The sequence below is a fragment of the Thermaurantiacus sp. genome (genome assembly GCF_053487655.1).
Genome location: NZ_JBRCLD010000071.1, coordinates 1 through 20,942, shown reverse-complemented (window position 1 = coordinate 20,942; position 20,942 = coordinate 1). Strand labels below are relative to the sequence as shown.

The following is a 20,942-nucleotide window of genomic DNA, read 5'->3' as shown; positions in this document are numbered from 1 at the left end:
GGCCATAATAGCCCTTGGCCTGTTCGAGAACGCGCTTGTGGCGCGCGCGCGCGGTCACCCCGCGTTTCACTCGTGCCATGGTCGCTCTCCTACTTGAGGCCGTAAGGGGCCCACAGCTTGACTGTGGGCGTGTCCGCCTCCGACAGCAGCGCAGTGCCGCGGTTCTGGCGGATATATTTGCCTTTGTGGCTGATCAGCCGGTGCCGCTTGCCGGCAACCCCATGCTTCACCTTGCCGGTCGCGGTGATCTTGAATCGCTTCTTGACCCCGCTTTTGGTCTTCAGCTTGGGCATTTTCGTCTCCTTGGCCGCGAAGGGCTCTTTGCCAGTCGCCGCGGCAGCCCCAGGTTGGCCGGGCGACCCTTTCTTGAGGCGGCGCGCCATATCGGGAACCACTGCCCAACGCAAGGGCGAGCTCGGCGCCGTCAGGCTCGGCCGGCGCCAGCCACCAGCATCGACGGATCAACGCCCGCCTCGCGGAAGGCCCGCGCCCAGCGCAGGGCGGCGGGAGTCTCGAAGATGATCGCGAGCGAGCCGGGGCAGCTGAACCAGCCATGCCGGCGCATCTCGTCTTCGAGCTGACCCTCGCCCCAGCCGGCGTAGCCGAGAGCTGCCACCCACTGCCGAGGCCCCTTGCCATCGGCAATGGCGGTGAGCACGTCGCGGGTGCTGGTGACTGCCCAGCGCCCGGCAACAAAACATGTGTCCTGCCCGGCATAGTCGGGCGTATGGAGAATGAACCCGCGCTGCGGCTCGACTGGCCCGCCAGCAAGGATGGGCGCATCGGGGGCTGCGCCTGGCGCAATGTCCAGCTGTGCCATCAGTTCATGCACCGAGATCTCATCGAGCTCGGCATGCAGGCACAACCCGAAGGCGCCTCCGGCATCGTGCGCACACATCGCAATCACCGAGCGCTCGAAGCGGGGATCCCCGATTCCGGGCATGGCGAGCAGGAACTGGCCGGCAAGATAGGGCGGGTCGGACATCGCTTCACCCTAGGCGGAGACCGCCTGCGTGAACAGTAGCACACCGCCGCTTGTGCAGGCATAGGAAGCACGGCCAAAGGTCAGACGGAGCATGAGGAGATTCGCCAATGACCATCCAGAAGGGGGACCGTATCCCCAGCGCCACACTCATGAAGATGACCGATGCTGGGCCGCAGCCGGTCGAGACCGACGCCCTTTTTGCCGGGCGCACCGTCGCGCTCTTTGCCGTGCCTGGCGCCTACACGCCAACTTGCTCGGCCAAGCACCTGCCAGGCTTCATCGAGAAGGCTGACGAGCTCAAGGCCAAGGGCGTCGACGAGATCGTCTGCATTTCGGTCAATGACGTCTTCGTAATGGGCGCTTGGGGCAAGGCTGCTGGCGCCGACGGCAAGGTGACCATGCTTGCCGACGGCAACGGCGAATTTGCGAACGCGCTTGGCCTTACCATGGATGCGACGCGCTTTGGCATGGGGCTGAGAGCCCAGCGCTTCTCGCTCCTTGCCAAGGATGGAATTGTGACTGAGCTCAACATCGAGGAACCCGGTGCCTTCAAGGTCTCGTCTGCCGAATATCTGATCGGCCAGCTTTAGGGAGCATAGGATGGTGACCGTGACCGACCTTTCCTACCAGGATGGCGAAACCGCCTGCCTTGGTGTCCTTGCCTTGCCCGAGGGTGCCGGCCCCTTCCCCGGAGTCGTCGCTGTCCACGAGGCTTGGGGCCTCGGCGCGCAAGTGCAGCGGCGGGTCAAGATGCTGGCCGAGCTCGGCTATGTGGCGCTCGCCGCCGATATCTTCGGCGGGCGATATATTCCAAAAGACCCGCCCGAGGCTTTCGAAATCATCGGCAAATGGCTCGCCGACCGCGCCGCGCTCCGCACCCGCGCCGGTGCAGCGGTTGCCGCGCTCAAGTCCCATGCCGCGTGCGACGGCCGGGTTGCGGCCATCGGCTACTGCTTCGGCGGCTCGACCGTCCTTGAACTGGCGCGGTCCGGCAACCCGGACGTCCTCGGCGTCGTCTCCTTCCATGGCGCACTGGATACGCCGATGAAGGCAGAGGCCGGGCAGGTCCGTGCGAAAATCCTGGTATGCCACGGCGCCGAGGACCCGCTGGTCCCGCATGCGCAGCTCAACGGCTTCCTTGCCGAAATGGCAGCAGCCGGCGCGGACTGCCAGACCATCGCCTACACAGGCGCCATGCACAGCTTCACCAATCCGGAAGCGAAGGGCGAGCTGATGCCGGGTATCATCTACCACCAGCAGACAGACGTGCGCTCCTGGCGGGCGATGCAGGACTTCTTCGCCCACGAAGTCTTCGCTTGAGGAAAGCGGGGCAGAGCGCTGCCTTGCCCCGCGGGCTCTTGAGAGGCCCTTCGTCTGCGCGAGAAGCGCCATGTTCGACTGCGCTGCCAAACGCAAGGCAAGCGGGGGAGGCCCGGAAGCGGCCAGACCCTCGCTCCTCCCCTTGACGCGCGGCCGGCGGCCTTGCCGCAGCATTGACAAGGCGAGGGCTTGAGCGATGCGAAGCCACGGCCAAACGCGCTCCTTGCTGCCGGCCCAACCTGCCCTGCGCCAAGTTCTGCGCCAGGCCCAGCGCTCGGGCCCGGGCGCGGGAGTTCGGCTCCGGCCGCGGCCACAACTCCGGCGTCAGTCCCGCAGCAGCTCGTTGATTGCCGTCTTGCTGCGCGTCTGCGCGTCGACGCGCTTGACGATGACAGCGCAGGCAAGGGAGGGGCCGCCACCCGGGTCTGGCAGCGTGCCTGGAACCACCACGGAATAGGGGGGGACTTCACCCCGGGTCACTTCGCCGGTTGCCCGATCGACAATGCGCGTCGAGGCGCCAAGAAACACGCCCATCGAGATCACCGCACCTTCGCGTACGATGACACCTTCGGCCACTTCGGACCGCGCGCCAAGGAACACGCCGTCCTCAATGATAACCGGGGCTGCCTGCAGCGGCTCGAGCACGCCGCCAATCCCGACTCCGCCCGAGATGTGGCAATGGGCTCCCACTTGGGCACAGCTGCCAACTGTTGACCAAGTGTCCACCATCGTGCCTTCCCCCACCCGTGCGCCCACATTGATGAAACAGGGCATGAGCACCGCGCCCGGTGCCACGAACGCCCCGCGGCGCACGACCGCACCCGGCACCATCCGGAACCCGGCGGCCGCAAACCGGGCGGCGTCCCACCCGACGGTCTTCAAGGCCACCTTGTCGAAAGCCGGTGCCACACCGCCCGGCACAACAGTGTTTGCCTCCAGCCGGAACGACAGCAGTACCGCCTTCTTGATCCATTCATGGACCACCCAGCCACTGGTGCTAGGCTCCGCCACCCGAAGCGCCCCACTGTCGAGACCATCGAGCACGGCCTCGACAGCCTCGCGCAGGGGTCCATGCGTCGCCGGAGTCAGTTCGGCGCGAGCCTCCCATGCCGCTGCGATCGCGGCCTCGAGCTCCGCACTCATGAAAAGAGGCTCCCGAGGAAGTCGCCGAGATCCGCAGTCTCATGGTCGATGAAGGCGGGCGAATGGCCATGCGCGCCGCGTTCCGAACCGTTGTTGACCCAAAGCGTCGTCATGCCGCGGGCCTTGGCTGGCATCAGATTATGCGCCATGTCCTCAGCAAAGAGGGTGCGCTCCGGATTGAGCCCGAACCGCGCGATGATGCCATCATATGCACGATCGTCGGGTTTGGGGTGAAAGCCCATCGCCTCGATGTCGTGGATGGCGTCGAAGCAATCGAGGATCCCGAGTGCTGCAAGCACGCGCTCGGCATAGGGAAGGTCGCCGTTGGTGAAGACGAACCGCCGGCCGGGAAGCGCCAGCAACGAGGCCCTAAGCCCCGGGTCTGGCACCAGCACGGAGAAATCGATGTCATGGACAAAGCCAAGAAAATCCTGCGGATCAACACCGTGACTTAACATGAGCCCTCTCAGTGTCGTTCCATGCTCGTGGAAATAGCGCTTCTGCACCACTCGTGCTGCCTCCCGGTCAATCCCGAGCAGGCGGCCCACATAGGCTTCCATCCTGCGGTCGATCTGGGCGAAGAGGTTGACGGAAGCGGGGTAGAGGGTGTTGTCCATGTCGAAGAGCCAGCTCTCCACATGGGCCAGCTCTGCCGCGCCGGTTGGGCGGGGCGGCGGGCTCTTCGCAAGCGGACCGTGCATATGAGCCCTTTGGCAGGCACTGGCGATGGAGTGAAGCCATGATGCCCTCGCGCCCGCTCTTCCTTGTGCTTCTCGCCGGTGCTGCGCTTTCGGCCTGCGCCTCCTCGGGCTCAGCGCCTGCACCCACAACCCCGGGGGTCCTGCCCCCGCCGCCTCCACCAACACCCACGCCGGCTTCTGTTTTCGACACGCCCGAATATCGCCGCACGGCGACAGCAACCGGCGCCAATGTCCTCCCGGTCTGGGCCGCCGGTCACGAGGGCCAGGGCATCACGGTCGGCCTGGTCGACACCGGCATCGCCGTCGACAGTCCGGAGTTCGCTGGCCGGATCGCCCCCCAGAGCCGCGACGTGACTGGCGCTGGGCGCTCCATCCGCGATGAGGACGGCCACGGCACGGCAGTCGCCGGCATTCTTGCTGCAGCAAGAAACGATCGCTCGATCGTCGGCATCGCCCCCCGGGCCACGATCGCCATGATGCGCGGCGACCGCGCCGGCAGCTGCGCGACCGAACCTGGGTGCGGCTTCACCGATGCCGCGCTCGCAGCTGGAATCAACGCCGTCGTCGATGCCGGCGCCCGTGTGCTCAACATCTCGCTCGGCGGCTCGTCGGGCTCATCGGCAGTCCGCAGCGCCTGGGCCCGGGCGACGAGCGCTGGCACAATCCTCGTCATTGGCGCTGGCAATGATTCCGCCGCCGAGATCGACCCCCTGCCCCGTTCGGCACTTGCAGCGGCCAACCCGGCGCTCGTCATCGTCGTCGGGGCCGCCACCACCACCGGCGAGATCGCCAGCTTCTCCAATCGGGCCGGATCGGCCGCTGCCAACTATCTGTTGGCGCCCGGAGTCTCGGTCCGGAGCTTCGACCACAATGGCACCGAATTCCTCTACTCCGGCACATCGCTCGCTGCCCCGGTCGTCGCCGGTGCCGCCGCCCTCCTCGCCGGTGCTTTCCCCAACCTCTCGGGCGCACAGATTGTCGAACTCCTCCTGATGACGGCCGATGACCGGGGCGCGCCCGGAGCCGACCCCGTTACCGGCCGCGGCCTCCTCAACATCGGCCGCGCCTTCCAGCCCCAGGGCACCACAAGGCTTGCTGGCGCGAAGACTCCGGTCTCGCTGACGATGAATGGCAGCCTCGGGCCAGCCATGGGCCCGTCCTTCGGCACATCGCTCGGGCAGGTCGCCATCGAGGATGCCTACGGCCGCCCCTACACGCTTGCCATCGGGACGACACTGCGCCCCGCCTCGCCGGCTCGCCTTGCCGCTGCTCTCCTTGCGCCCCCGGTCACAGCCGCTGCGCTCACAATCCCGTCGGGTGCACTCAGGCTCACGCTTGCAGGCGCGCGTCGAGCGCAGCTTCCAGGCCTGCCTACCGGCGCCGATCCCGATGTTGCTCTTGGTCTTGCGCAGCGGGGGCTCGGCCCCTTTTCTGCCCTGACCTCCCGTCTCGCTGACGGCAGTGTCGCACTCGCCTCCGGCTCGTTTCGGCTAGCTGCTGGAACTGGCACCGTTGCTCCGCCCCTGCCTGGCGAGATCGGCCGCCGAGGCCTTGTCGCACCCGACGCCCTTGCCCCAATGCCAGGCGCCATCCAGGGCCGGCTGGCAGCACAGATTGAGCTGGGCCGCCTCACGTTTGCTCTCGCCCACACCCGCACCGGGCTGGCCCGGACCGTCCCCGGCCGTCCCGTCGGTCCGGCAGGCGAAGCCCATGTCAACACCCTTGCGCTCGCCACCCGCGCCAGCGCCTTTGGCCTTACCCTCCAGCTTGCACAGGACGAGGAGCGCGATGGCCTCCTTGGCACGCGCTTGGGTCCAGCCTTCGGGCTCGAGGGCAGCAAGAGCCGGAGCCTTGGCGGCGCCCTCGATCTTGCTCTGGCACCGTTTGGCTTCGGCCCGGTTGAGCTGCGCCTTGCCATCAGCCGCGGCTGGCACACGCCCCGCCTTGCCGAGCGCGGCCTCCTCATCGCTGCCGACGGCGTTCAATCGACGGCCTGGTCGGCCGAACTTGCCGCCCCGCTCGGCCCAGGTCAGCTCCACCTGATTGCTGCTGCTCCGCAAGCGCTTGCAGGCGGCGCCTTCCGGTTTGCTGCTGCACCTGGAGAAATTCGCCTGGTACCGGCCGAAGTCACCAGGCGCGAATCGCTTGTGGAAGGCGGCTATGCTCTCGGCCCGGTCATGCTCTCGCTTTACCATCGCCGTCATGCAGGCCATGTCGATGGTGTTGCCGACCATGGCGGTGCGATCCGCTTCCGCCTCGCCTTCTGAGCTTTCCACCGGCTCGTCCACAGCGAAAATCTGAAAACAGCTGATCCCGGCTTGCGCGCGCAAACCCCCTGCGCAAGGGGTTGGCATGGCAACGGTCCTCCGTCCCCTCGAAGAGGCAAAAGAGCCTCCACTCCCCGTCAATGTCGAGGCCGAGAAGGCGCTCCTTGGCGCACTGTTGATCGAGAACCGGCTTCTGGAAGAGCTCGGCGTCCCGCTCGATGAGCCCCACTTTGCCGAGCCGCTCCACGGCCGGATCTTCACCCAGATCCGTCGCCTGTTCGACCAGAACATGCTGGCAAGCCCGGTCACTCTCAAGCCCCTGTTTGCAAGTGACCCAACGCTCGCCGAGCTCGGCGGCCAGGCCTACCTCACTGGGCTGACCGAAGACCCCGCCGTCCTTCTCGTGGCGCGAGACTGCGCTCGCCAGATCCACGATCTGGCCCTGTTGCGCGCCCTCATCCGGCTCGGCACCGAGCTCGTCACTCGCGCCGCCGATACGTCTGCAGGTGTGGAACCGCGCCAGCAGATCGAGGAGGCAGAGCACGCCCTGTTCCGGATTGCCGACACCGGCGACGTCTCAGGCGGTGCCCAGCCGTTCCACGCTGCCGCCGAGAAGGCCGTCCGGATGATCGATCGGGCCAAACGGTCAGGCGGCAGCATCTCCGGTATCACGACGGGCTTCACTGGGCTCAACCGCGCCCTCGGCGGGCTCCAGCGCTCCGATTTGATCGTTCTTGCCGGCCGCCCAGCAATGGGCAAGACGGCGCTTGCAACCAACATCGCCTTCAATGCCGCCTGGCGCCATGCGCTCGACCGCGACGAAGGCCGGGATACCGGCACTGGCGCGCCTGTTGCCTTCTTCAGCCTGGAGATGTCGGCTGACCAGCTCGCCGCCCGCATCCTTGCCCAGCGCTCCCAGCTCAACAGCGAGCGGTTGCGCAAGGGGGAGATCAGCCAAGACGAGTTCAACCGTCTCGCCCGTGCCGCCGACGAGCTTCAGCACCTCCCCCTCCTCATTGACGACACGCCAGCGCTGACAGTCGCAGGCTTGCGCACGCGCGCCCGCCGGCTGAAGCGCCAGCGCGGGATCGGCCTTGTCGTCGTCGACTACCTCCAGCTCCTGCAAGGCACTTCGCGACAGGCCGACGGCAGCCGGGTGCAGGAGATCAGCGAGATCACCCGGGGCCTCAAGACGCTCGCCAAGGAGCTCGATGTGCCAGTGCTCGCGCTCTCCCAGCTGTCGCGCCAGGTCGAGGTCCGGCCTGACAAGCGCCCCCAGCTCGCCGACTTGCGCGAATCCGGCACCATCGAACAAGATGCCGATATCGTCCTGTTCGTGTTCCGCGAGGAATATTATCACGCCCAGAAGCGCCCGTCCGACCCGGCTTCCGACGATTTCCGCAAATGGCAGGATGAGGAGTATCGGCTGCGCGGCCTCGCCGAGGTTATCGTCGGCAAGAATCGCCATGGCGCGACGCGGATTATCGACATGGTCTTCATGAGCGAGTTCGCAAGCTTCGGCGATGCTGCGGAGGAAGGCTGAGCTTCCCTTCGCTGTCGCGGCTGCTAACCGCCTGTCCATGGACTTCCATTCTGACAACGCCGCCGGCGTGCATCCGGCCGTCCTTGCCGCAGTCGCCGAAGCCGCCGGCCCCTTACCTGACGCCTATGATTCCGACCCCTGGTCCAGCCGCCTCGATTCCGCCTTCTCAACCCTGTTCGAAGCCCCAGTCCGGGTCTTCCCTGTTCCCTCGGGCACTGCTGCAAACGCCCTCGCCCTTGCTGCCATGGTGCCACCCTGGGGCGGGATCCTCGCCCATGTGGAAGCCCATATCGAAGTCGATGAGGCAGGCGCTGTCCCTTTCTTCACTCACGGCGCCTCCCACCTTCTTGTCGAGGGCGAAGCCGGCAAGCTCACGGTCGAAGCGCTTGAGGCCAGATTTGCGCGCCGCCGGGGCGATGTTCACCAGGTCCAGCCCGCCGCCCTCACACTTACCAACGCAACCGAGTGTGGCACCGTCTACACTCCTGCTGAAGTGGCAGCCCTTGCCGCTTTTGCGAAAGCACGCGGTCTGCGCGTCCACATGGATGGCGCCCGCTTTGCCAACGCCGTCGCTCGCCTCGGCTGCACGCCTGCCGAGCTAAGCTGGCGCGCAGGCGTCGACATTCTGAGCTTCGGCTGCATCAAGAACGGCGGGATGACGAGCGATGCCATTCTCTGCTTCACGCCCGAACTCGCCAAGACCCTTCCCGTGCGCCGCAAGCGGGCCGGGATGATGCCGTCGAAGGGGCGCTTCGCTGCTGCCCAGCTGCTCGCACTGATCGAGGGCGGCACTTGGCTTCAAAACGCTGCGCGCGCCAATGCGCTCGCCGACCGGCTCGCTGCTGCAGCGGGGCCGCGCTTGCTCTGGCCAGTCGAGGCCAACAGCCTGTTCCTCCGCTTGACGCCAGCTGAGAAGGCCGCGCTCAGGAAAGAGGGTTTCGGCTTCTATGACTGGGAGCTCGCCGGACCCGACGCTGCCCGCCTCGTCGTCCGCTGGGATCAAGACACAGCCGCGGTTGACGCACTTGCGTCCCGACTTGCCGCACTCAGCTAGACCAGCGTGCCCGACCGCCGCTCCGCCATCCAGTTCCTGGCTGTCGTCCTCATCTGGGGCACGACCTGGTTCGTCATCAAGGACCAGCTCGCATCCGTCCCCGTCACCTGGTCGGTCGCCTATCGGTTCGCAATCGGCGGCGCTGCGCTTCTTGCCTGGTGCCGGATCCGGGGAATGCCGATCGCCGTTCCCGCCTCAGCCCTGCCCTTCCTCACGGCTCTCGGCCTCATGCAGTTCGTGCTCAACTTCAATTTCGTCTACCGCTCCGAGCTCTACATCCCGTCTGGCATCCCTGCCGTCGCCTTCGCTCTCCTGATGGTCCCTAACGCAATCCTCGCCCGCCTCTTCCTCGGCCGCCGCCTCACCCGCCACTTCCTTGCGGGCGCTGCCCTCGGTGTGGTTGGAGTGGGTCTCCTCTTTGGCCAGCAGCTCGCGCTCCCCGACAACCGCGACGAGACCGTCCGCGGCCTTGCCCTCGTCACTGCCGCCATCATTTCGGCTTCGATTGCCAATGTCATGCAGGCAAGCCCGGCGGCTGCCCGCTTTCCCGCCCTCGCAGGCCTCGGCTGGGCAATGCTGATCGGCGCTGCCCTCAACGCCCTCTGGGCGCTCGTCGCTGTCGGCCCTCCGGCTTGGGACTCGAGGCCGAGCTACACAGCCGGGCTCCTCTTCCTGGCAGTCGCTGCCAGCGCGCTTGCCTTTGCCCTCTATTTCGACCTCATCCGCCGCATCGGCCCGGCGGAAGCCGCCTGGACTGGTGTTCCCATCCCCATCCTTGCCATGGCGATCTCCACCGCACTTGAAGGCTATCGTTGGACTCTGCTCGCCGCGGCCGGCGCAGTGCTGGCACTTGCCGGCCTCATCATCGCGCTCAGGAGCCCGCCGCCACGGCCTCATGCCGCCTCCAGGTGACCGGAAGCGATCCGCGGGACGTGCAAGCGCTCCCAGCGCACCGGCCGATAGGCCGAACGCAAGGGTGACGATAAGTCATCGTCACCGCGCCCTGGTATCAGCCGTAGCGACCCCTGAGATAGGTGAGCGGCGGCCGCTCGGGCGCAGCGCGGAAGCTCTCAATAAGACCGATCAGCACCACATGATCCCCCGCCGGCACATCATGGGCAAGCGCACAGGCAAAATTGGCCGCTGCGCCCTCGAGCAACGGCACTCCCGACTCTGCCTCCACCCACGCGCCTTCAGCAAAGCGGTCCACGCCGCGCTTTGCAAACCGCTCGGCAAGCATCCGCTGGTCAGCTGCCAAGACCGAGACTCCGAACCGCCCGCTCTCGCGTATGGCCTCAAGACTGGAAGCTCCTGCTGCCGGACAGACCAGAAGCATCGGCGGCTCCAGACTGACGGAGGCAAAGCTGTTGGCCGTAAACCCCACCCGCCGGCCCCGCGCATCCGTTGCCGTCACGATGGTGACTCCCGTTGCAAAACAGCCGAAGGCATCCCGAAGTGCCCGATGATCCGCCATCCCGGCCTTCAAGCCGCGGCCTTCTGGAAACGCAAGGGACGGCCTGCGGAGCCGAAGGCTATTTTCCTTCAAAATTCGCCGGACGTTTCTGGAGGAAGGCCATCACCCCTTCGGCGAAATCGGCCGTGCGGCCGGCGATGAGCTGGTTCCGCCGCTCCACCATCAGCGCTTCGGTCAGCGTCTTATCCAGGCAGTCGCGAATTCCGGTGCGGATGAGAGTTAGCGCCTTCGTCGGGCCCCTGGCGAGCTTCTGCGCAATTTCGGTCGCGCGCGGCATCAGGTCGGCATCGTCGACAACCTCAGAGACCAGGCCCCAGTCGAACGCCTGCTCGGCGGGAATCCGCTCCCCCAGCATCATCATCCTGGTCGCTCGGACGCGGCCCACCATGCGCGGCAGCATCCAGGTCGAGCCCACATCGGGCACGAGACCGATGTTGACAAAGGCTTGCAAGAAATAGGCGGACCTCGCTGCCACAATGATGTCGCCGGCAAGCGCATAGGAGCAGCCAGCGCCTGCCGCCGCGCCGTTGACAGCCGTCACCAACGGCACGGGAAGTGCGAACAGCCGCTCGAGGAGCACATTGAAATGGGTCTCGAGCACGGCGCCGGCATCGACCGGGCCGCTTCCCCGCCCGCCACCCGCGCCGCCACCGGAGAGGTCAGCCCCCGAAGAGAAGCCGCGGCCTGCACCCGTCAGCAGCAGACAGCGTGCAGACGATGTGCCGTCCCGGATCTGGTCGACGGCGCGGATCATCTCGGCAATCACGCCCGTGTGGAGCGCATTCAGCCGCTCCGGCCGGTTGATGGTGAGAGTCGCAACACCCTCGGCTTCGCTCCAGTGGATATGCTCGAAGTCCATTGCCCCTCCTCATGCGGCCCGGCACCGGCTTAGGCGTGGCTGGCGCTTGCTTCACCCGGCAAAAGCGGCAGCCTCAGCGCCGCGCCGAAACTTGAAGGAAGGCCGGCACTTCCGCACCAAAGCCGCAAGGCATGTCATCTTCCCCATCGGCCCGGTCTTGGCTGGCAGCACGCGCTGGCTCAGGCGCCCGGTACCGGCCCGGCGTCCGCCGTTCCAGCGCTGTTTTGCGACTGTCGGCAGCCCTTTTCCGGCGCGCTGCTGCTCCAGTTGAGGGAGCCTCCGCCGCATGGGCCTCGTCCAGCCGCGGAATGGTTGCCCCAGTCAGCTTCTCAATCGCTGCCACTGCTTCGGCATCTTCCGGAGTGGCAAGCGTAATCGAGGTGCCAGTCGCACCCGCCCGGCCAGTGCGGCCGATCCGGTGAATATAGTCATCCGGATGCCACGGCACGTCGAAGTTGAACACATGGGAGACTCCCTTGATATCGAGCCCGCGCGCAGCAACGTCGGAGGCAACCAGCACGTTGATCTCGCCAGCCTTGAACCGGTCGAGCTCGCGGATCCGGTCCGCCTGCTCCATGTCGCCATGGATTTGCCCGGCCCGAAACCGCGCTCGCTTGAGCTCGCCAGCCAGCTCTCTGACGGTCGACTTGCGGTTGCAGAAGACAATGGCGGTCTGGACTTCCGGATCACGCAACAGCATTTTCAAGGTGCTGCGCTTGTCGCGCGCGTCCAGTTCGAGCAGCCTTTGGCTAATGTCGGCATTCGCCGTCGCTGGCCGCGCGACTTCGACCAGCCGCGGGTTCGACATGAAGCGGTCGGCAAGCTTCTTAACCGGCGCCGGCATGGTTGCCGAGAACAGCAGCGTCTGTCGCTCCGGCTTCAAGAGCGCGCAGATCCGCTCGACGTCCGGGATGAAGCCCATGTCGAGCATCCGGTCAGCTTCGTCGATGACCAGCACGTCCACGCCCGAGAGCAGCACCTTGCCCCGCTGGTGCTGGTCAAGCAGCCGGCCGGGCGTTGCGATCAGCACGTCCACTCCTTTCTCAAGCGCCCGGTCCTGGTCACCGAAGGCAACCCCGCCAATGAGAAGCGCCATCGAGAGCTTGTGGTTTCGCCCATATTTCGCGAAATTCTCGGCCACCTGGGCAGCAAGCTCGCGCGTGGGCTCAAGAATGAGGCTGCGCGGCATCCGCGCCCGGGCCCGGCCTTCAGCCAGGATGTCGATCATCGGCAACACGAAGCTCGCCGTCTTGCCGGTTCCGGTCTGGGCCACGCCGATGACGTCACGGCCCATCAGGATGGAGGGGATGGCAGCGGCCTGGATTGCGGTCGGCTCGCAATAGCCGGCGAGAGCCACGGCCTCGAGCAGCCGGTCGGAGAGATGGAGGTCAGAAAAGGGCACGGGGCAGCGCCTCTGGCATATCCTTGCGCTGCCTATATTCCGACCAGCGGCCAAGCGAAAGGCCGGGCAGAAGCTGCCCGGCCCGCCGCCGCCCCAATAAGGCTAGAAGCTCAGTCCAGCGGCAATCCCGTAGCGCCGAGGCTCAAGCGTGAAGATGTTTGTGAACAGACCAGACGATGGATCCGTAATATATTGCCCGGTAATTGCATCACTGTTGAGCGCATTCTGGATGAACCCGCGGATGAACCAGCGATTGTCCGGCGCATTCACCTGCAACTGCGCGTTCACGATCTGGTAGGACGGCACCCGGTCAATGGGCCGGTTGAAGGTGCGCGAGTAGAACTCATCCGTCAGCGAATAATCGGCGCGAAGCGTCGCACTCCACCCGCTGCTCCCGAGCGGCAGCGTATACTGGCCACCAAGCGCAATCTTGAACGAAGGCGCGTTGGGAAGCTCATTGCCGTCGAGATTGACTGGAACGCCTGCCGGAAGCGTGCGATTGTTGCCTTCCACCACCACCGGGATCCCGGCGCCGAGCGCTGCATCCCGAAGCGCATTGCAGAGCGAGAATGCCCCTGTCGTGTTGGTCGCCGGCACCGGCACTGGCGGGCGCAATCCAACCGCAGCATTGAAACCGGCAACGAAGGCGTTGGCGAGCGTCGGGTTGCCAGGAACGCGGAAGACGCAATTGGCACCGCCTGCAAGATCCTTGATGATGACTGCGTCATTCACTCCACCTGAAGGATCGCGCACGTCGATCAGCGCCAGTTCCTTCACCTTGGTGTGGAGCAGGGAGGCACTGATGTTGAACAACCAACGCGGCGTGGGCGCCACGACGAACTCGCCCTCAAGCCCGTAGATTGTCGCGTCCGTATTGTCGTTGAAGCTGGTGCGATTGATGATCCGTGACAGCTGCAATCCCTTGTAGTCATAGTAGAAGCCAGTGAGGTTGGCTCTCAGCTGGCCATTCAAGAAGGTGTTCTTGGTGCCAACCTCGAAGGCATTGATGAACTCCGGTTGATAGATTGCCGGTGCCGTGAACAATGTTGGGTCAAACGGTGGGTTGATCCCGCCCGACTTGTAACCGCGTGAATAGCTGAAATAGATGAGCGTGTCCTCACTCCAGCTGGTGTCCGGCCGCCAATCGATGACTGCCCGGCCTGTGACCGCGTCGAACTTGGTTGAGGCCTCGCGGAACGGCTGTGCACCCGGCCGCGACGGGTCGGCATCATAGGCCGTCTTGAAAATCGCGGTCTGCGTGAAGTCCGCCGTGCCATAGGGCACTGGCAAGTTGAACAGGAATTGGCGGTCGCGGACGAACTTGTCATCGTTCGAGTAGCGTACCCCACCGGTGAAGCGCAGGTTTTCGGTCAGATCAAAATAGACTTCACCGAAGATGCCGTAGCTCTTGAGCCTGTAAAGATCCGTCTCCGAATTGAAGAATGGCGAGGCAAGACCAGAAAGTGGCCCGCCATTCGCAAATCCGAGCACAACAGAACCATAGTCAAGGCTTGCAGAGTTTACAAAATAGTCACTATTCGTGACCTTACCCCTCAGATAGATGGCACCAAGAAGGAAGTTGAACCGGCCATCGAACTTGGAGTCAATGTGCGCCTCGACTGACCAGCCTTGACTTTCCACACCGCTTTCGTCAAAGTTGGTGTCAATTCCAGCGCAGCGCTCGATCTCATTGTTGATGAAGCCGACATAGCGGCGGCTTGGCGCCGAGACGCAGATGGCGTTGCCCTGGAACAGTCGCGCTGCGCCGGCCGCGAAGAAGGGCGTGTTGCGCAAGTTGAAGATACCGCCGCCCGGGCCGAAGTTGAGCGGGTCGCCCACTGCGAGATTATAGTCTGTGCGCGACCGCACACCGGTTTCCTGCCACCCGCCAGTGACATTGAGGGTGAAGTTGTCGCCCAGGTCTTGCTGGCCCTTGAACTGGATGAGCGTTTCTTCCGAGCGGTAGGTCGGCTCATAGTCGATCGCGACCTGGCGCAGGTTCCGCGGGTTGACCGCAAGTGAATAGGCATCCCGCCCGTAGATGCTGCCAATGCCGAAGGGCGCCAGGGCGCCGCCCGAGATAGCCCCATAGAATTCGCGGCTGGTTATGGTGCCGCCGAGAGTTGCGTTGCCGTTGAGTGTTCCGAAGTCGAGCCGGTCGGGAAGGCAGCCGAGCACCCCGGTCGGGTCACGGTTGCAAAGCTGTTTCTGGATCCGCGAGCGATTGCTGTCCTCGCGGAAGACATAGCCGATGATATCAACCACAGTCTGGTCGCTCGGCTGCCACCTGAGCGTGCCCCGCGCAGCCCATTGGTCGCGCCCGTCGATACGGTTTCCAGTGTAGAGGTTCTCGGTAAAGCCGTCGCGCTTAAGATAGGTGCCAGCGAACCTCAACCCGATGGTCTTGGTCACAGGCAGGTTGACCATGCCCTCGAGCCGGAGGGAGTCATAATTGCCATATTCGATGAGGCCGCGAGCAGCGAGGGCATCAAGATCGGGCCGCGCCGTAATAAAGTTGAGCACACCTGATGTCGCGTTGCGGCCAAACAGCGTGCCCTGGGGCCCGCGCAGCACTTCGATCCGCTCGAGATCGAAATAGTCCGTCTCAAACAGGCGAGTCGTCGAAAGCGGCTGGTCGTTCACATGGATGCCGAGCGAGGTGTCGCCCGAAGCTGCCACCGCGGCGTCGCCAACGCCGCGAATGGTGAAATTGGAGCCAGTGAAATTGCCCTTGGTAAAGCTGACATTGGGAAGCGCGAGCTGGAGATCGGACGTGTTGTTGATCTGCTGGCGCTCGATGGCGTCGCTTGAGAAGGCGGTAATTGCGATCGGCACGTCCTGCAGGCTCTGCGCCTGCCGCTGCGCAGTCACGATGATCTCGGCAATCCCGCCAGTATCTGCCACTTGCGCCTGCCCGGCGGCGGCGGCGAGCACCAGCGCGGAGCCCGACAGCCACCGCGCCGTTCCGCCCGCAAAGCTCGTCTTCGCGTCCGTCCGCGCTCTGATGCATTCCCTCATCTTGCTCTCCCTCACCTCGGACCCAGCCATGAAGCCGGGGCACCGGGGAAGGCAAGGCCAGACGACTTGACGCCTGTCCCCAATCTCAGGCGCCGAGAAACCCGCATCCCTCCCCAGGGCATGATTGAACCCAAACAGCGAGCTTGCGACTTGTCCAGCGCGGAGGCATGCGCACTGCGCCTAGGACATACAACGGGATGTCGGCTGTGGCCTGCGGGCCACAGGCCCCGTCAGGTCAGCGCCGCCGGCGCATCTCGGAGACCGCAGCAATTGGGCAAGCTGCACCGCTGCGCCCCAGCAGCTGGTCACGCGAGGCACACAGCTGCCCCCTTTTGTCCGGCACATAGTAGAAGCCGCCATAGAAGCCGAGATGCGGGCAGGGCCGGTCGAAGATCAGCCGGAAGCGCTGCCCCGCCCGATCAGCAAGCTCCAGCGTCTTCGGGTCAACAACCACGGCACCTGCAATTGCTGTCGCATCGATACAGGCCCGCTTGCGAGCCGGGCCCGCAATCCATTCCGTCGTCTCGCCCGGCTCCAACGGCTCAACTGGCACCCGCACTTGCGCTGTCGCCGGCAGCCCGGAAAGGGCGAGAGCTGCCAACCCCGGCCGCAATGCAAGCAGGAAACCGTGTGCAACCATCCTCGCACCTCAGCCCCGGCGGTTGAATTGCGACTGAACCTGAGGCCGAGCCTAGCGACCCGGCTTCTCGAAGACGAGCGTCATCCTGTCACTTTCGCCGATCGCCTCATATTTGGCCCGGTCCTTGTCCCCAAGGGCCAGAGTGGGCGGCAGGGTCCACACGCCGTCTGGCCAGTCGGCCGTATCCCTGGGGTTGGCATTGATCTCAGAGCGGCCCACCAGCCGGAAGCCGGCCGCCTCGGCAAGTGCGATGACCTGGCTCTCTTTCACATAGCCCCCCTGGTTCGCACCTGGCAGGTTGGGCCGATCCTCGCGCTGGCGGTGCTGCTCGATTCCGAGCCGGCCGCCGGGCTTCAGAACCGTGTAGAAGGCACGGAAGGCCTCATCTGCCACATTGTTGCCTATGAAGCCGTGGATCGAACGGAAGGTGACAATGAGGTCGACGCTGTTGGGTGCCGCCATGGAGCTCATGATCCCGCGGCCGAAATTGACAACATTGACTTGGCCATAAACTTCCCGGTCACGAAACCTCTGGAGGAAGTCGGCCCGCGCCTTGGCAGCTGCTGGCGAGACCGCCGGATTGTTGTGGGCGGCGATATACTGGCCGCGGCCCTTAAGCGCCGGGGCGAGAATCTCGGTGTACCAGCCGCCGCCGGGCGCGATCTCGATGACCGTCATGTCGGGCCGGAAGCCAAAGAACAGCAAAGTCTCCTTAGGGTGCCGATAGCGATCGCGGGCGCGGTTGGCCTCGGAGCGCCACGGCCCGGCAATCGCGGCATCGAGTGCGGCAGCTGCGTCCGTTTCGCTTGCGCGTGCCGCTTGCGCGGGCGCAGCAACAGCGGCAGGCACGAGAAGCGCAGCAGCAACGAGAAAGGCGCGGTTCATGGCTGTCTCCCCTTGGCAGAACACGCGCCACTTAGGCGCACCTTGCGCCTGCTCCAACCCCTGAAGCCGTCATGGCAGTCGATCCGCTGCTTGCTGCCATCACCGGCCTTGCTGCAGCGGCAACGCTTGGCTGCGCTATGGCCGACCGCCGCCGCACCATCGGCCCGCTCGCCCACATCCCCTGGGACTATCTGATGATCGCAAGCGGCCTCGTCTTCCTCCTCGCACTTGCCCGCCTGCTCGCCGGCCTCGCCAGCAGCTGACCGGCGGCTAGTCGTCGAGCCGGAACTCGACCGTCGTCACGACGCGCACCTTCTGGTTGGGCGTGTCGGTCCCCGGCCCCGGGTCGCCGTCGCGCCCGGTGATGGTGAAGAGGCCCTGCGTCGCCGTCCGGATCCCGCCCACAGACGTCCCCGAACCGGCAGCAAACTGGTCGGCGGCCTCGCGCGCCGCCTTGGTTGCCTCGGCAATCATGGCTGGTTTCACGTCGTTGCGCCTGGTGAAGCTGTAGGGCAGCCCGCCGCCGTTGCCATCGAGCGCAACGCCAGCGCGGATCATCTCGGCCTGGGCAGCAAAGGGCCGCTCCATCTTGGCAACATCGGTGGTCCGGGCCTGGAAGCGCTGGCGGATCGTGATGTTCATGCTGCCACGCTGGCTGTCATACCACTGGCTCACGCCCAAACCGCGCACGGCGATCTCGGTCGGCGTGAAGCCCTGGCGGCCAAGGAACGTCCGGACCGTCTCAGCGTCCCGGTCTGCGCGGGCTTGCACGCTTGCAAGATCGGTCCCGACTGGGTCGCAAGCGTCCAAGTCGCAAGATCGGCGACGACATCGCGCTCGGCGACCTCACGCACCGTCACGCTGGCTGCCGGCCGCGCATCTTGGCAAGACCAATCCCAATGAACAGGCCAGCAGCCGCCAGCCCGAACGCCACTCGCCCGCCCGCAATCCAGCTGCCCTTGCCGTTGGTCATCGCCATCCCACGCCCTCGCGGCTGCTCGCCCTGCCCCGCCCCCATCGCTAAGACAAGGACATGCCGCGCGCCGATTTCCGATTCGCCTTTCGCCGCCGCGTCCGCTATTCCGAGGTCGATGCCCAAGCGGTCGTCTACTTCGCCCGCTTCCTTGAATGGGCCGATGTCGGAGTCGTTGAATATTGGCGTGCGGCTGGAATTTTTGGCAGGACCACAATTGCTGGCGGTGCGGCGGAATTCCACGTCGTCCGCGCCGAAGTGGACTACAAGGCCCCCATGCTGCTTGACGAGGAAGTCGACATCTGTGTCGCCTGCACGCGGGTCGGCCGCACTTCGGCCGAATTCGCCTGTGAGCTGCACGGCCTCAACAACGGCGAAGGCGCTGATGATCTGCGCGCCCGTATCCATCAGGTCCAGGTCCATGTCGCCGAAGCCCGCGGCAAAGCAACGCCCGTGCCTGACTGGATCCTCGCCGCCTTCGAGGCGTTCGAGAGCCGCAAGCTCAGGAGTCAGCCATGAAATATCTCCACACCATGCTCCGGGTCTCCGATCCGGCTGCCACCATCCGCTTCTTCGAGCTGCTCGGTCTTCGGGAATTGCGCCGCTATGACAACGAGGCCGGGCGCTTTACCCTCATTTTCCTCGCTGCCCCCGGCAACGAGGAGGCGCAGATCGAGCTCACCCACAATTGGGACGAGGCCGGCTACACTGGCGGCCGTAACTTCGGCCATATCGCCTATGCCGTCGATGATATCTATGACGTGTGCGACCGGCTCGCCGCCAATGGAGTGACGATCAACCGCCCCCCGCGAGACGGCCGCATGGCATTCGTCAAGTCGCCAGACGGCATTTCGATCGAACTGCTTCAAAAGTCGGGCAGCCTTCCCCCCCGCGAACCCTGGGCATCCGCGCCCAATATCGGGACCTGGTAACAGCCGAAACCGTCGTCCGCACGAAGGCCATAGCCCGCCTTGCCAGGCGCTGGCGTCTGAGGTCGGTTCCGAGCGACTGCAAGCCGTCACTCAAGGATGCGTCTGGTTGCCATGCCGCAAGAACGATGGGCGAGTCGCAAAAGCCGTTTCCCCAGCCGCGCTTGCCCGGGGTCGGTCTCTCGGGCAGGAACGCTGCATGGCAACCGTCATCCGCGTTCCCGTCCTCGCCGACAATTATGTCTGGCTCTTCGCCTTCGCCGAGGGCCGCTGCGCTGCCATCGACCCTGCCGTCGCCGACCCGGTGCTCGAGGCCGCCGCGGCCGCCCAGCTCGCCATCACCCACATCCTCAACACCCACTGGCACCCCGACCATGTCGGCGGGAACATGGGGCTCAAGGCCGCCACCGGCTGCACCATCATCGGCCCGGCGCGCGAGGCAGCGAAAATCCCCGGGATCGACCGGACGGTAGACCATGGCGATACCGTCACGCTGGGCGCCCACGAGGGCCATGTCCTCTTTGTCGGCGCCCATACCGCCGGCCACATCGCCTTCCACTTCCCCACCGCCAACGCCCTCTTCTGTGGGGACACGCTCTTTGCCATGGGCTGCGGTCGCCTGTTCGAAGGGACAGCAGACGACATGTTCAGGGCGCTCGCGCAACTGAAGGCGCTGCCGGCAGAAACCCGCGTCTATTGCGCGCATGAATATACGCTTTCGAACGCCCGCTTTGCTGTCACCGTCGAGCCTGACAATGCCGCGCTCCAAGCCCGTTTTGCCGCCGTTCAGGCCGCCCGTGCGAGAGACGAGCCCACGGTCCCCTTCACGCTCGCCGACGAACTTGCGACCAACCCGTTCGTCCGCGCCCGTGATGCTGCCGAGCTCGCAGAACGGAGGAGAGCGAAGGATGTCTTCTGACCTCGTCATCGCTGCGCTTGCGGCATTCCTGCTCGCCACGCCCGCCCTCTCGCGCGACCGGGCAGCCGAACGCGCCGCCGAATCCGCACGAGTCGCCGCCCTGCCCACGATCGGCGAGCCCCGGCGCTGCATGCTCCAGCGCAACATCCAGGAAACCCGGATGGTGGACGACCGCACCCTCCTTATACGCGAAAGCGCCTCGCGCTGGTTCCGCGTGACGCTCCCCGAAAGCTGCACCGGGATCGGCGACAACCGGATCATCGTCTGGCGCGCGCCCACCGGCCAGACCTGCCAGGGCGATCCGTTCGACGTCATCGATGCCGTCAGCCGGATCAGCTATGGCCTGTGCACCATGGGGGCCTTCCAGCCCGTCGACAATGGCCCTCTTGCCTCGCGCTAGTCTGCCGCCGGCTTGACAGCAGTGCCGGGTGCGCCTTCCACCCGGGCCGATGAACGCTCCGTCCACCTCCGCCGTCGTCACCCGCTTCGCGCCCTCGCCCACCGGCCGGCTCCATGTCGGCAATGTCCGCACCGCGCTTTTGAACTGGCTCACGGCGAAAAAGCTCGGCGGCCGCTTCCTGCTTCGCCTCGACGACACCGACATCACCCGCTCGACTGAGGAATTCGCGCAGTCGATCCGCGACGATCTCTCCTGGCTCGGCATGACCCCGGACGGCGAGACCCGCCAGTCCGACCGGCTCGACCGCTACGCCGAAGTGCTGGAGCAACTCGCCGCCGCCGGCCACGCCTACCCGGCCTACGAGACCCCCGAGGAACTGGACTTGAAGCGCAAGGTCCTCCTCGCCCGCGGCAAGCCGCCGGTCTATGAT

24 protein-coding genes and 1 pseudogene are annotated in these 20,942 nt (G+C 65.5%); 12 read left to right on the top strand and 13 right to left on the bottom strand.

All coding sequences use genetic code 11. The annotated features are described in order from the left end of the window. From ACWIQA_RS07470 to ACWIQA_RS07460, 3 genes and pseudogenes are all read right to left on the bottom strand, one after another. Nucleotides 1-79 (bottom strand): annotated as a pseudogene (locus ACWIQA_RS07470) (50S ribosomal protein L20); the annotation flags it as partial. 10 nt (nt 80-89) lie between these two features. Continuing rightward, nucleotides 90-293: a 50S ribosomal protein L35 gene (gene rpmI / locus ACWIQA_RS07465; protein ID WP_448582443.1), complete on the bottom strand. Its 204-nt coding sequence runs from the start codon at nt 291-293 to the stop codon at nt 90-92. Nucleotides 294-424: 131 nt separating this feature from the next. After that, a complete protein-coding gene (locus tag ACWIQA_RS07460; protein ID WP_448582442.1) occupies nt 425-985 on the bottom strand; it encodes a YqgE/AlgH family protein in 561 nt (186 codons plus the stop codon). Nucleotides 986-1,092: 107 nt separating this feature from the next. On the opposite strand from ACWIQA_RS07460, the gene ACWIQA_RS07455 reads away from it, so the two are divergent. Both ACWIQA_RS07455 and ACWIQA_RS07450 read left to right on the top strand, forming a co-directional pair. After that, nucleotides 1,093-1,575 carry a redoxin family protein gene (locus ACWIQA_RS07455; protein ID WP_448582441.1) on the top strand — a complete coding sequence of 161 codons (483 nt, stop codon included), beginning with the start codon at nt 1,093-1,095 and terminating at the stop codon, nt 1,573-1,575. A 10-nt stretch (nt 1,576-1,585) separates the two neighbouring features. Then, nucleotides 1,586-2,305 carry a dienelactone hydrolase family protein gene (locus tag ACWIQA_RS07450; protein WP_448582440.1) on the top strand — a complete coding sequence of 240 codons (720 nt, stop codon included), beginning with the start codon at nt 1,586-1,588 and terminating at the stop codon, nt 2,303-2,305. A 324-nt stretch (nt 2,306-2,629) separates the two neighbouring features. On the opposite strand, the gene dapD is transcribed toward ACWIQA_RS07450, so the two are convergent. Together dapD and ACWIQA_RS07440 are read right to left on the bottom strand one after the other, a co-directional pair. Then, a complete protein-coding gene (gene dapD, locus ACWIQA_RS07445; protein WP_448582439.1) occupies nt 2,630-3,448 on the bottom strand; it encodes a 2,3,4,5-tetrahydropyridine-2,6-dicarboxylate N-succinyltransferase in 819 nt (272 codons plus the stop codon). Continuing rightward, on the bottom strand, nt 3,445-4,149 hold the full coding sequence (locus tag ACWIQA_RS07440; protein ID WP_448582438.1) for a pyrimidine 5'-nucleotidase: 705 nt from the start codon (nt 4,147-4,149) through the stop codon (nt 3,445-3,447). Before ACWIQA_RS07440 ends, dapD begins: the two co-directional genes overlap by 4 nt. Before the next feature lie 38 nt (nt 4,150-4,187). On the opposite strand from ACWIQA_RS07440, the gene ACWIQA_RS07435 reads away from it, so the two are divergent. From ACWIQA_RS07435 to ACWIQA_RS07420, 4 genes are all read left to right on the top strand, one after another. Further along, nucleotides 4,188-6,416 carry a S8 family serine peptidase gene (locus tag ACWIQA_RS07435; protein WP_448582437.1) on the top strand — a complete coding sequence of 743 codons (2,229 nt, stop codon included), beginning with the start codon at nt 4,188-4,190 and terminating at the stop codon, nt 6,414-6,416. A gap of 85 nt (nt 6,417-6,501) precedes the next feature. Further along, nucleotides 6,502-7,959, top strand: coding sequence for a replicative DNA helicase (locus tag ACWIQA_RS07430; protein ID WP_448582436.1), 1,458 nt, complete (start codon nt 6,502-6,504; stop codon nt 7,957-7,959). Nucleotides 7,960-7,996: 37 nt separating this feature from the next. Beyond that, nucleotides 7,997-9,013 (top strand): threonine aldolase family protein, encoded by a 1,017-nt coding sequence (locus ACWIQA_RS07425; protein ID WP_448582435.1) that lies wholly within the window; start codon nt 7,997-7,999, stop codon nt 9,011-9,013. Nucleotides 9,014-9,019: 6 nt separating this feature from the next. Further along, the gene (locus tag ACWIQA_RS07420) at nt 9,020-9,925 is read left to right on the top strand and encodes a DMT family transporter (protein WP_448582434.1); all 906 of its coding nucleotides are present in this window, start codon (nt 9,020-9,022) and stop codon (nt 9,923-9,925) included. Between the two features lie 97 nt (nt 9,926-10,022). Here ACWIQA_RS07420 and ACWIQA_RS07415 read toward each other — a convergent pair whose 3' ends face one another. From ACWIQA_RS07415 to ACWIQA_RS07390, 6 genes are all read right to left on the bottom strand, one after another. After that, nucleotides 10,023-10,487: a flavin reductase family protein gene (locus tag ACWIQA_RS07415; protein ID WP_448582433.1), complete on the bottom strand. Its 465-nt coding sequence runs from the start codon at nt 10,485-10,487 to the stop codon at nt 10,023-10,025. Between the two features lie 58 nt (nt 10,488-10,545). Beyond that, nucleotides 10,546-11,346: an enoyl-CoA hydratase-related protein gene (locus tag ACWIQA_RS07410; protein ID WP_448582432.1), complete on the bottom strand. Its 801-nt coding sequence runs from the start codon at nt 11,344-11,346 to the stop codon at nt 10,546-10,548. Between the two features lie 73 nt (nt 11,347-11,419). After that, a complete protein-coding gene (locus ACWIQA_RS07405) occupies nt 11,420-12,748 on the bottom strand; it encodes a DEAD/DEAH box helicase (RefSeq protein WP_448582431.1) in 1,329 nt (442 codons plus the stop codon). A 102-nt stretch (nt 12,749-12,850) separates the two neighbouring features. After that, nucleotides 12,851-15,766: a TonB-dependent receptor gene (locus ACWIQA_RS07400; RefSeq protein ID WP_448582430.1), complete on the bottom strand. Its 2,916-nt coding sequence runs from the start codon at nt 15,764-15,766 to the stop codon at nt 12,851-12,853. Nucleotides 15,767-16,001: 235 nt separating this feature from the next. Further along, entirely contained in the window at nt 16,002-16,367 is a 366-nt protein-coding gene (locus tag ACWIQA_RS07395) for a hypothetical protein (RefSeq protein ID WP_448582429.1), read from the bottom strand. A gap of 90 nt (nt 16,368-16,457) precedes the next feature. Continuing rightward, nucleotides 16,458-17,291 (bottom strand): class I SAM-dependent methyltransferase, encoded by an 834-nt coding sequence (locus tag ACWIQA_RS07390; protein ID WP_448582428.1) that lies wholly within the window; start codon nt 17,289-17,291, stop codon nt 16,458-16,460. A 71-nt stretch (nt 17,292-17,362) separates the two neighbouring features. Here ACWIQA_RS07390 and ACWIQA_RS07385 point away from each other — a divergent pair, with 71 nt between their 5' ends. Beyond that, nucleotides 17,363-17,554: a hypothetical protein gene (locus ACWIQA_RS07385; protein WP_448582427.1), complete on the top strand. Its 192-nt coding sequence runs from the start codon at nt 17,363-17,365 to the stop codon at nt 17,552-17,554. A 7-nt stretch (nt 17,555-17,561) separates the two neighbouring features. Here ACWIQA_RS07385 and ACWIQA_RS07380 read toward each other — a convergent pair whose 3' ends face one another. Next, nucleotides 17,562-18,101: an SIMPL domain-containing protein gene (locus tag ACWIQA_RS07380; RefSeq protein ID WP_448582426.1), complete on the bottom strand. Its 540-nt coding sequence runs from the start codon at nt 18,099-18,101 to the stop codon at nt 17,562-17,564. Between the two features lie 46 nt (nt 18,102-18,147). Beyond that, nucleotides 18,148-18,270, bottom strand: coding sequence for a hypothetical protein (locus ACWIQA_RS07375; RefSeq protein ID WP_448582425.1), 123 nt, complete (start codon nt 18,268-18,270; stop codon nt 18,148-18,150). Between the two features lie 54 nt (nt 18,271-18,324). Here ACWIQA_RS07375 and ACWIQA_RS07370 point away from each other — a divergent pair, with 54 nt between their 5' ends. The 5 genes from ACWIQA_RS07370 to ACWIQA_RS07350 form a co-directional block, all read left to right on the top strand. Further along, nucleotides 18,325-18,783: an acyl-CoA thioesterase gene (locus ACWIQA_RS07370; RefSeq protein ID WP_448582424.1), complete on the top strand. Its 459-nt coding sequence runs from the start codon at nt 18,325-18,327 to the stop codon at nt 18,781-18,783. After that, nucleotides 18,780-19,196 (top strand): VOC family protein, encoded by a 417-nt coding sequence (locus ACWIQA_RS07365; protein WP_448582423.1) that lies wholly within the window; start codon nt 18,780-18,782, stop codon nt 19,194-19,196. The genes ACWIQA_RS07370 and ACWIQA_RS07365 overlap by 4 nt, the downstream gene beginning before the upstream one ends. Before the next feature lie 196 nt (nt 19,197-19,392). Then, nucleotides 19,393-20,112 carry a hydroxyacylglutathione hydrolase gene (gene gloB, locus ACWIQA_RS07360; RefSeq protein WP_448582422.1) on the top strand — a complete coding sequence of 240 codons (720 nt, stop codon included), beginning with the start codon at nt 19,393-19,395 and terminating at the stop codon, nt 20,110-20,112. Continuing rightward, nucleotides 20,102-20,512, top strand: a complete 411-nt coding sequence (locus tag ACWIQA_RS07355) for a DUF6491 family protein (RefSeq protein ID WP_448582421.1) — start codon at nt 20,102-20,104, stop codon at nt 20,510-20,512. Before gloB ends, ACWIQA_RS07355 begins: the two co-directional genes overlap by 11 nt. Before the next feature lie 49 nt (nt 20,513-20,561). Further along, nucleotides 20,562-20,942 (top strand): glutamate--tRNA ligase family protein (locus ACWIQA_RS07350; RefSeq protein ID WP_448582420.1); only part of this gene is annotated, 381 nt, incomplete at its 3' end.

Bases quoted from the DNA above. Each gene is read 5' to 3' on its own strand.
- ACWIQA_RS07390 (WP_448582428.1), bottom strand. From the start codon at position 17,291: ATGAACCGCGCCTTTCTCGTTGCTGCTGCGCTTCTCGTGCCTGCCGCT.
- ACWIQA_RS07440 (WP_448582438.1), bottom strand. From the start codon at position 4,149: ATGCACGGTCCGCTTGCGAAGAGCCCGCCGCCCCGCCCAACCGGCGCG.
- ACWIQA_RS07375 (WP_448582425.1), bottom strand. From the start codon at position 18,270: ATGGCGATGACCAACGGCAAGGGCAGCTGGATTGCGGGCGGGCGAGTG.
- rpmI (WP_448582443.1), bottom strand. From the start codon at position 293: ATGCCCAAGCTGAAGACCAAAAGCGGGGTCAAGAAGCGATTCAAGATC.
- ACWIQA_RS07385 (WP_448582427.1), top strand. From the start codon at position 17,363: ATGGCAGTCGATCCGCTGCTTGCTGCCATCACCGGCCTTGCTGCAGCG.
- gloB (WP_448582422.1), top strand. From the start codon at position 19,393: ATGGCAACCGTCATCCGCGTTCCCGTCCTCGCCGACAATTATGTCTGG.
- ACWIQA_RS07365 (WP_448582423.1), top strand. From the start codon at position 18,780: ATGAAATATCTCCACACCATGCTCCGGGTCTCCGATCCGGCTGCCACC.
- ACWIQA_RS07430 (WP_448582436.1), top strand. From the start codon at position 6,502: ATGGCAACGGTCCTCCGTCCCCTCGAAGAGGCAAAAGAGCCTCCACTC.
- ACWIQA_RS07460 (WP_448582442.1), bottom strand. From the start codon at position 985: ATGTCCGACCCGCCCTATCTTGCCGGCCAGTTCCTGCTCGCCATGCCC.
- ACWIQA_RS07425 (WP_448582435.1), top strand. From the start codon at position 7,997: ATGGACTTCCATTCTGACAACGCCGCCGGCGTGCATCCGGCCGTCCTT.
- ACWIQA_RS07370 (WP_448582424.1), top strand. From the start codon at position 18,325: ATGCCGCGCGCCGATTTCCGATTCGCCTTTCGCCGCCGCGTCCGCTAT.
- ACWIQA_RS07355 (WP_448582421.1), top strand. From the start codon at position 20,102: ATGTCTTCTGACCTCGTCATCGCTGCGCTTGCGGCATTCCTGCTCGCC.
- ACWIQA_RS07410 (WP_448582432.1), bottom strand. From the start codon at position 11,346: ATGGACTTCGAGCATATCCACTGGAGCGAAGCCGAGGGTGTTGCGACT.
- dapD (WP_448582439.1), bottom strand. From the start codon at position 3,448: ATGAGTGCGGAGCTCGAGGCCGCGATCGCAGCGGCATGGGAGGCTCGC.
- ACWIQA_RS07400 (WP_448582430.1), bottom strand. From the start codon at position 15,766: ATGAGGGAATGCATCAGAGCGCGGACGGACGCGAAGACGAGCTTTGCG.
- ACWIQA_RS07455 (WP_448582441.1), top strand. From the start codon at position 1,093: ATGACCATCCAGAAGGGGGACCGTATCCCCAGCGCCACACTCATGAAG.
- ACWIQA_RS07415 (WP_448582433.1), bottom strand. From the start codon at position 10,487: ATGGCGGATCATCGGGCACTTCGGGATGCCTTCGGCTGTTTTGCAACG.
- ACWIQA_RS07450 (WP_448582440.1), top strand. From the start codon at position 1,586: ATGGTGACCGTGACCGACCTTTCCTACCAGGATGGCGAAACCGCCTGC.
- ACWIQA_RS07435 (WP_448582437.1), top strand. From the start codon at position 4,188: ATGATGCCCTCGCGCCCGCTCTTCCTTGTGCTTCTCGCCGGTGCTGCG.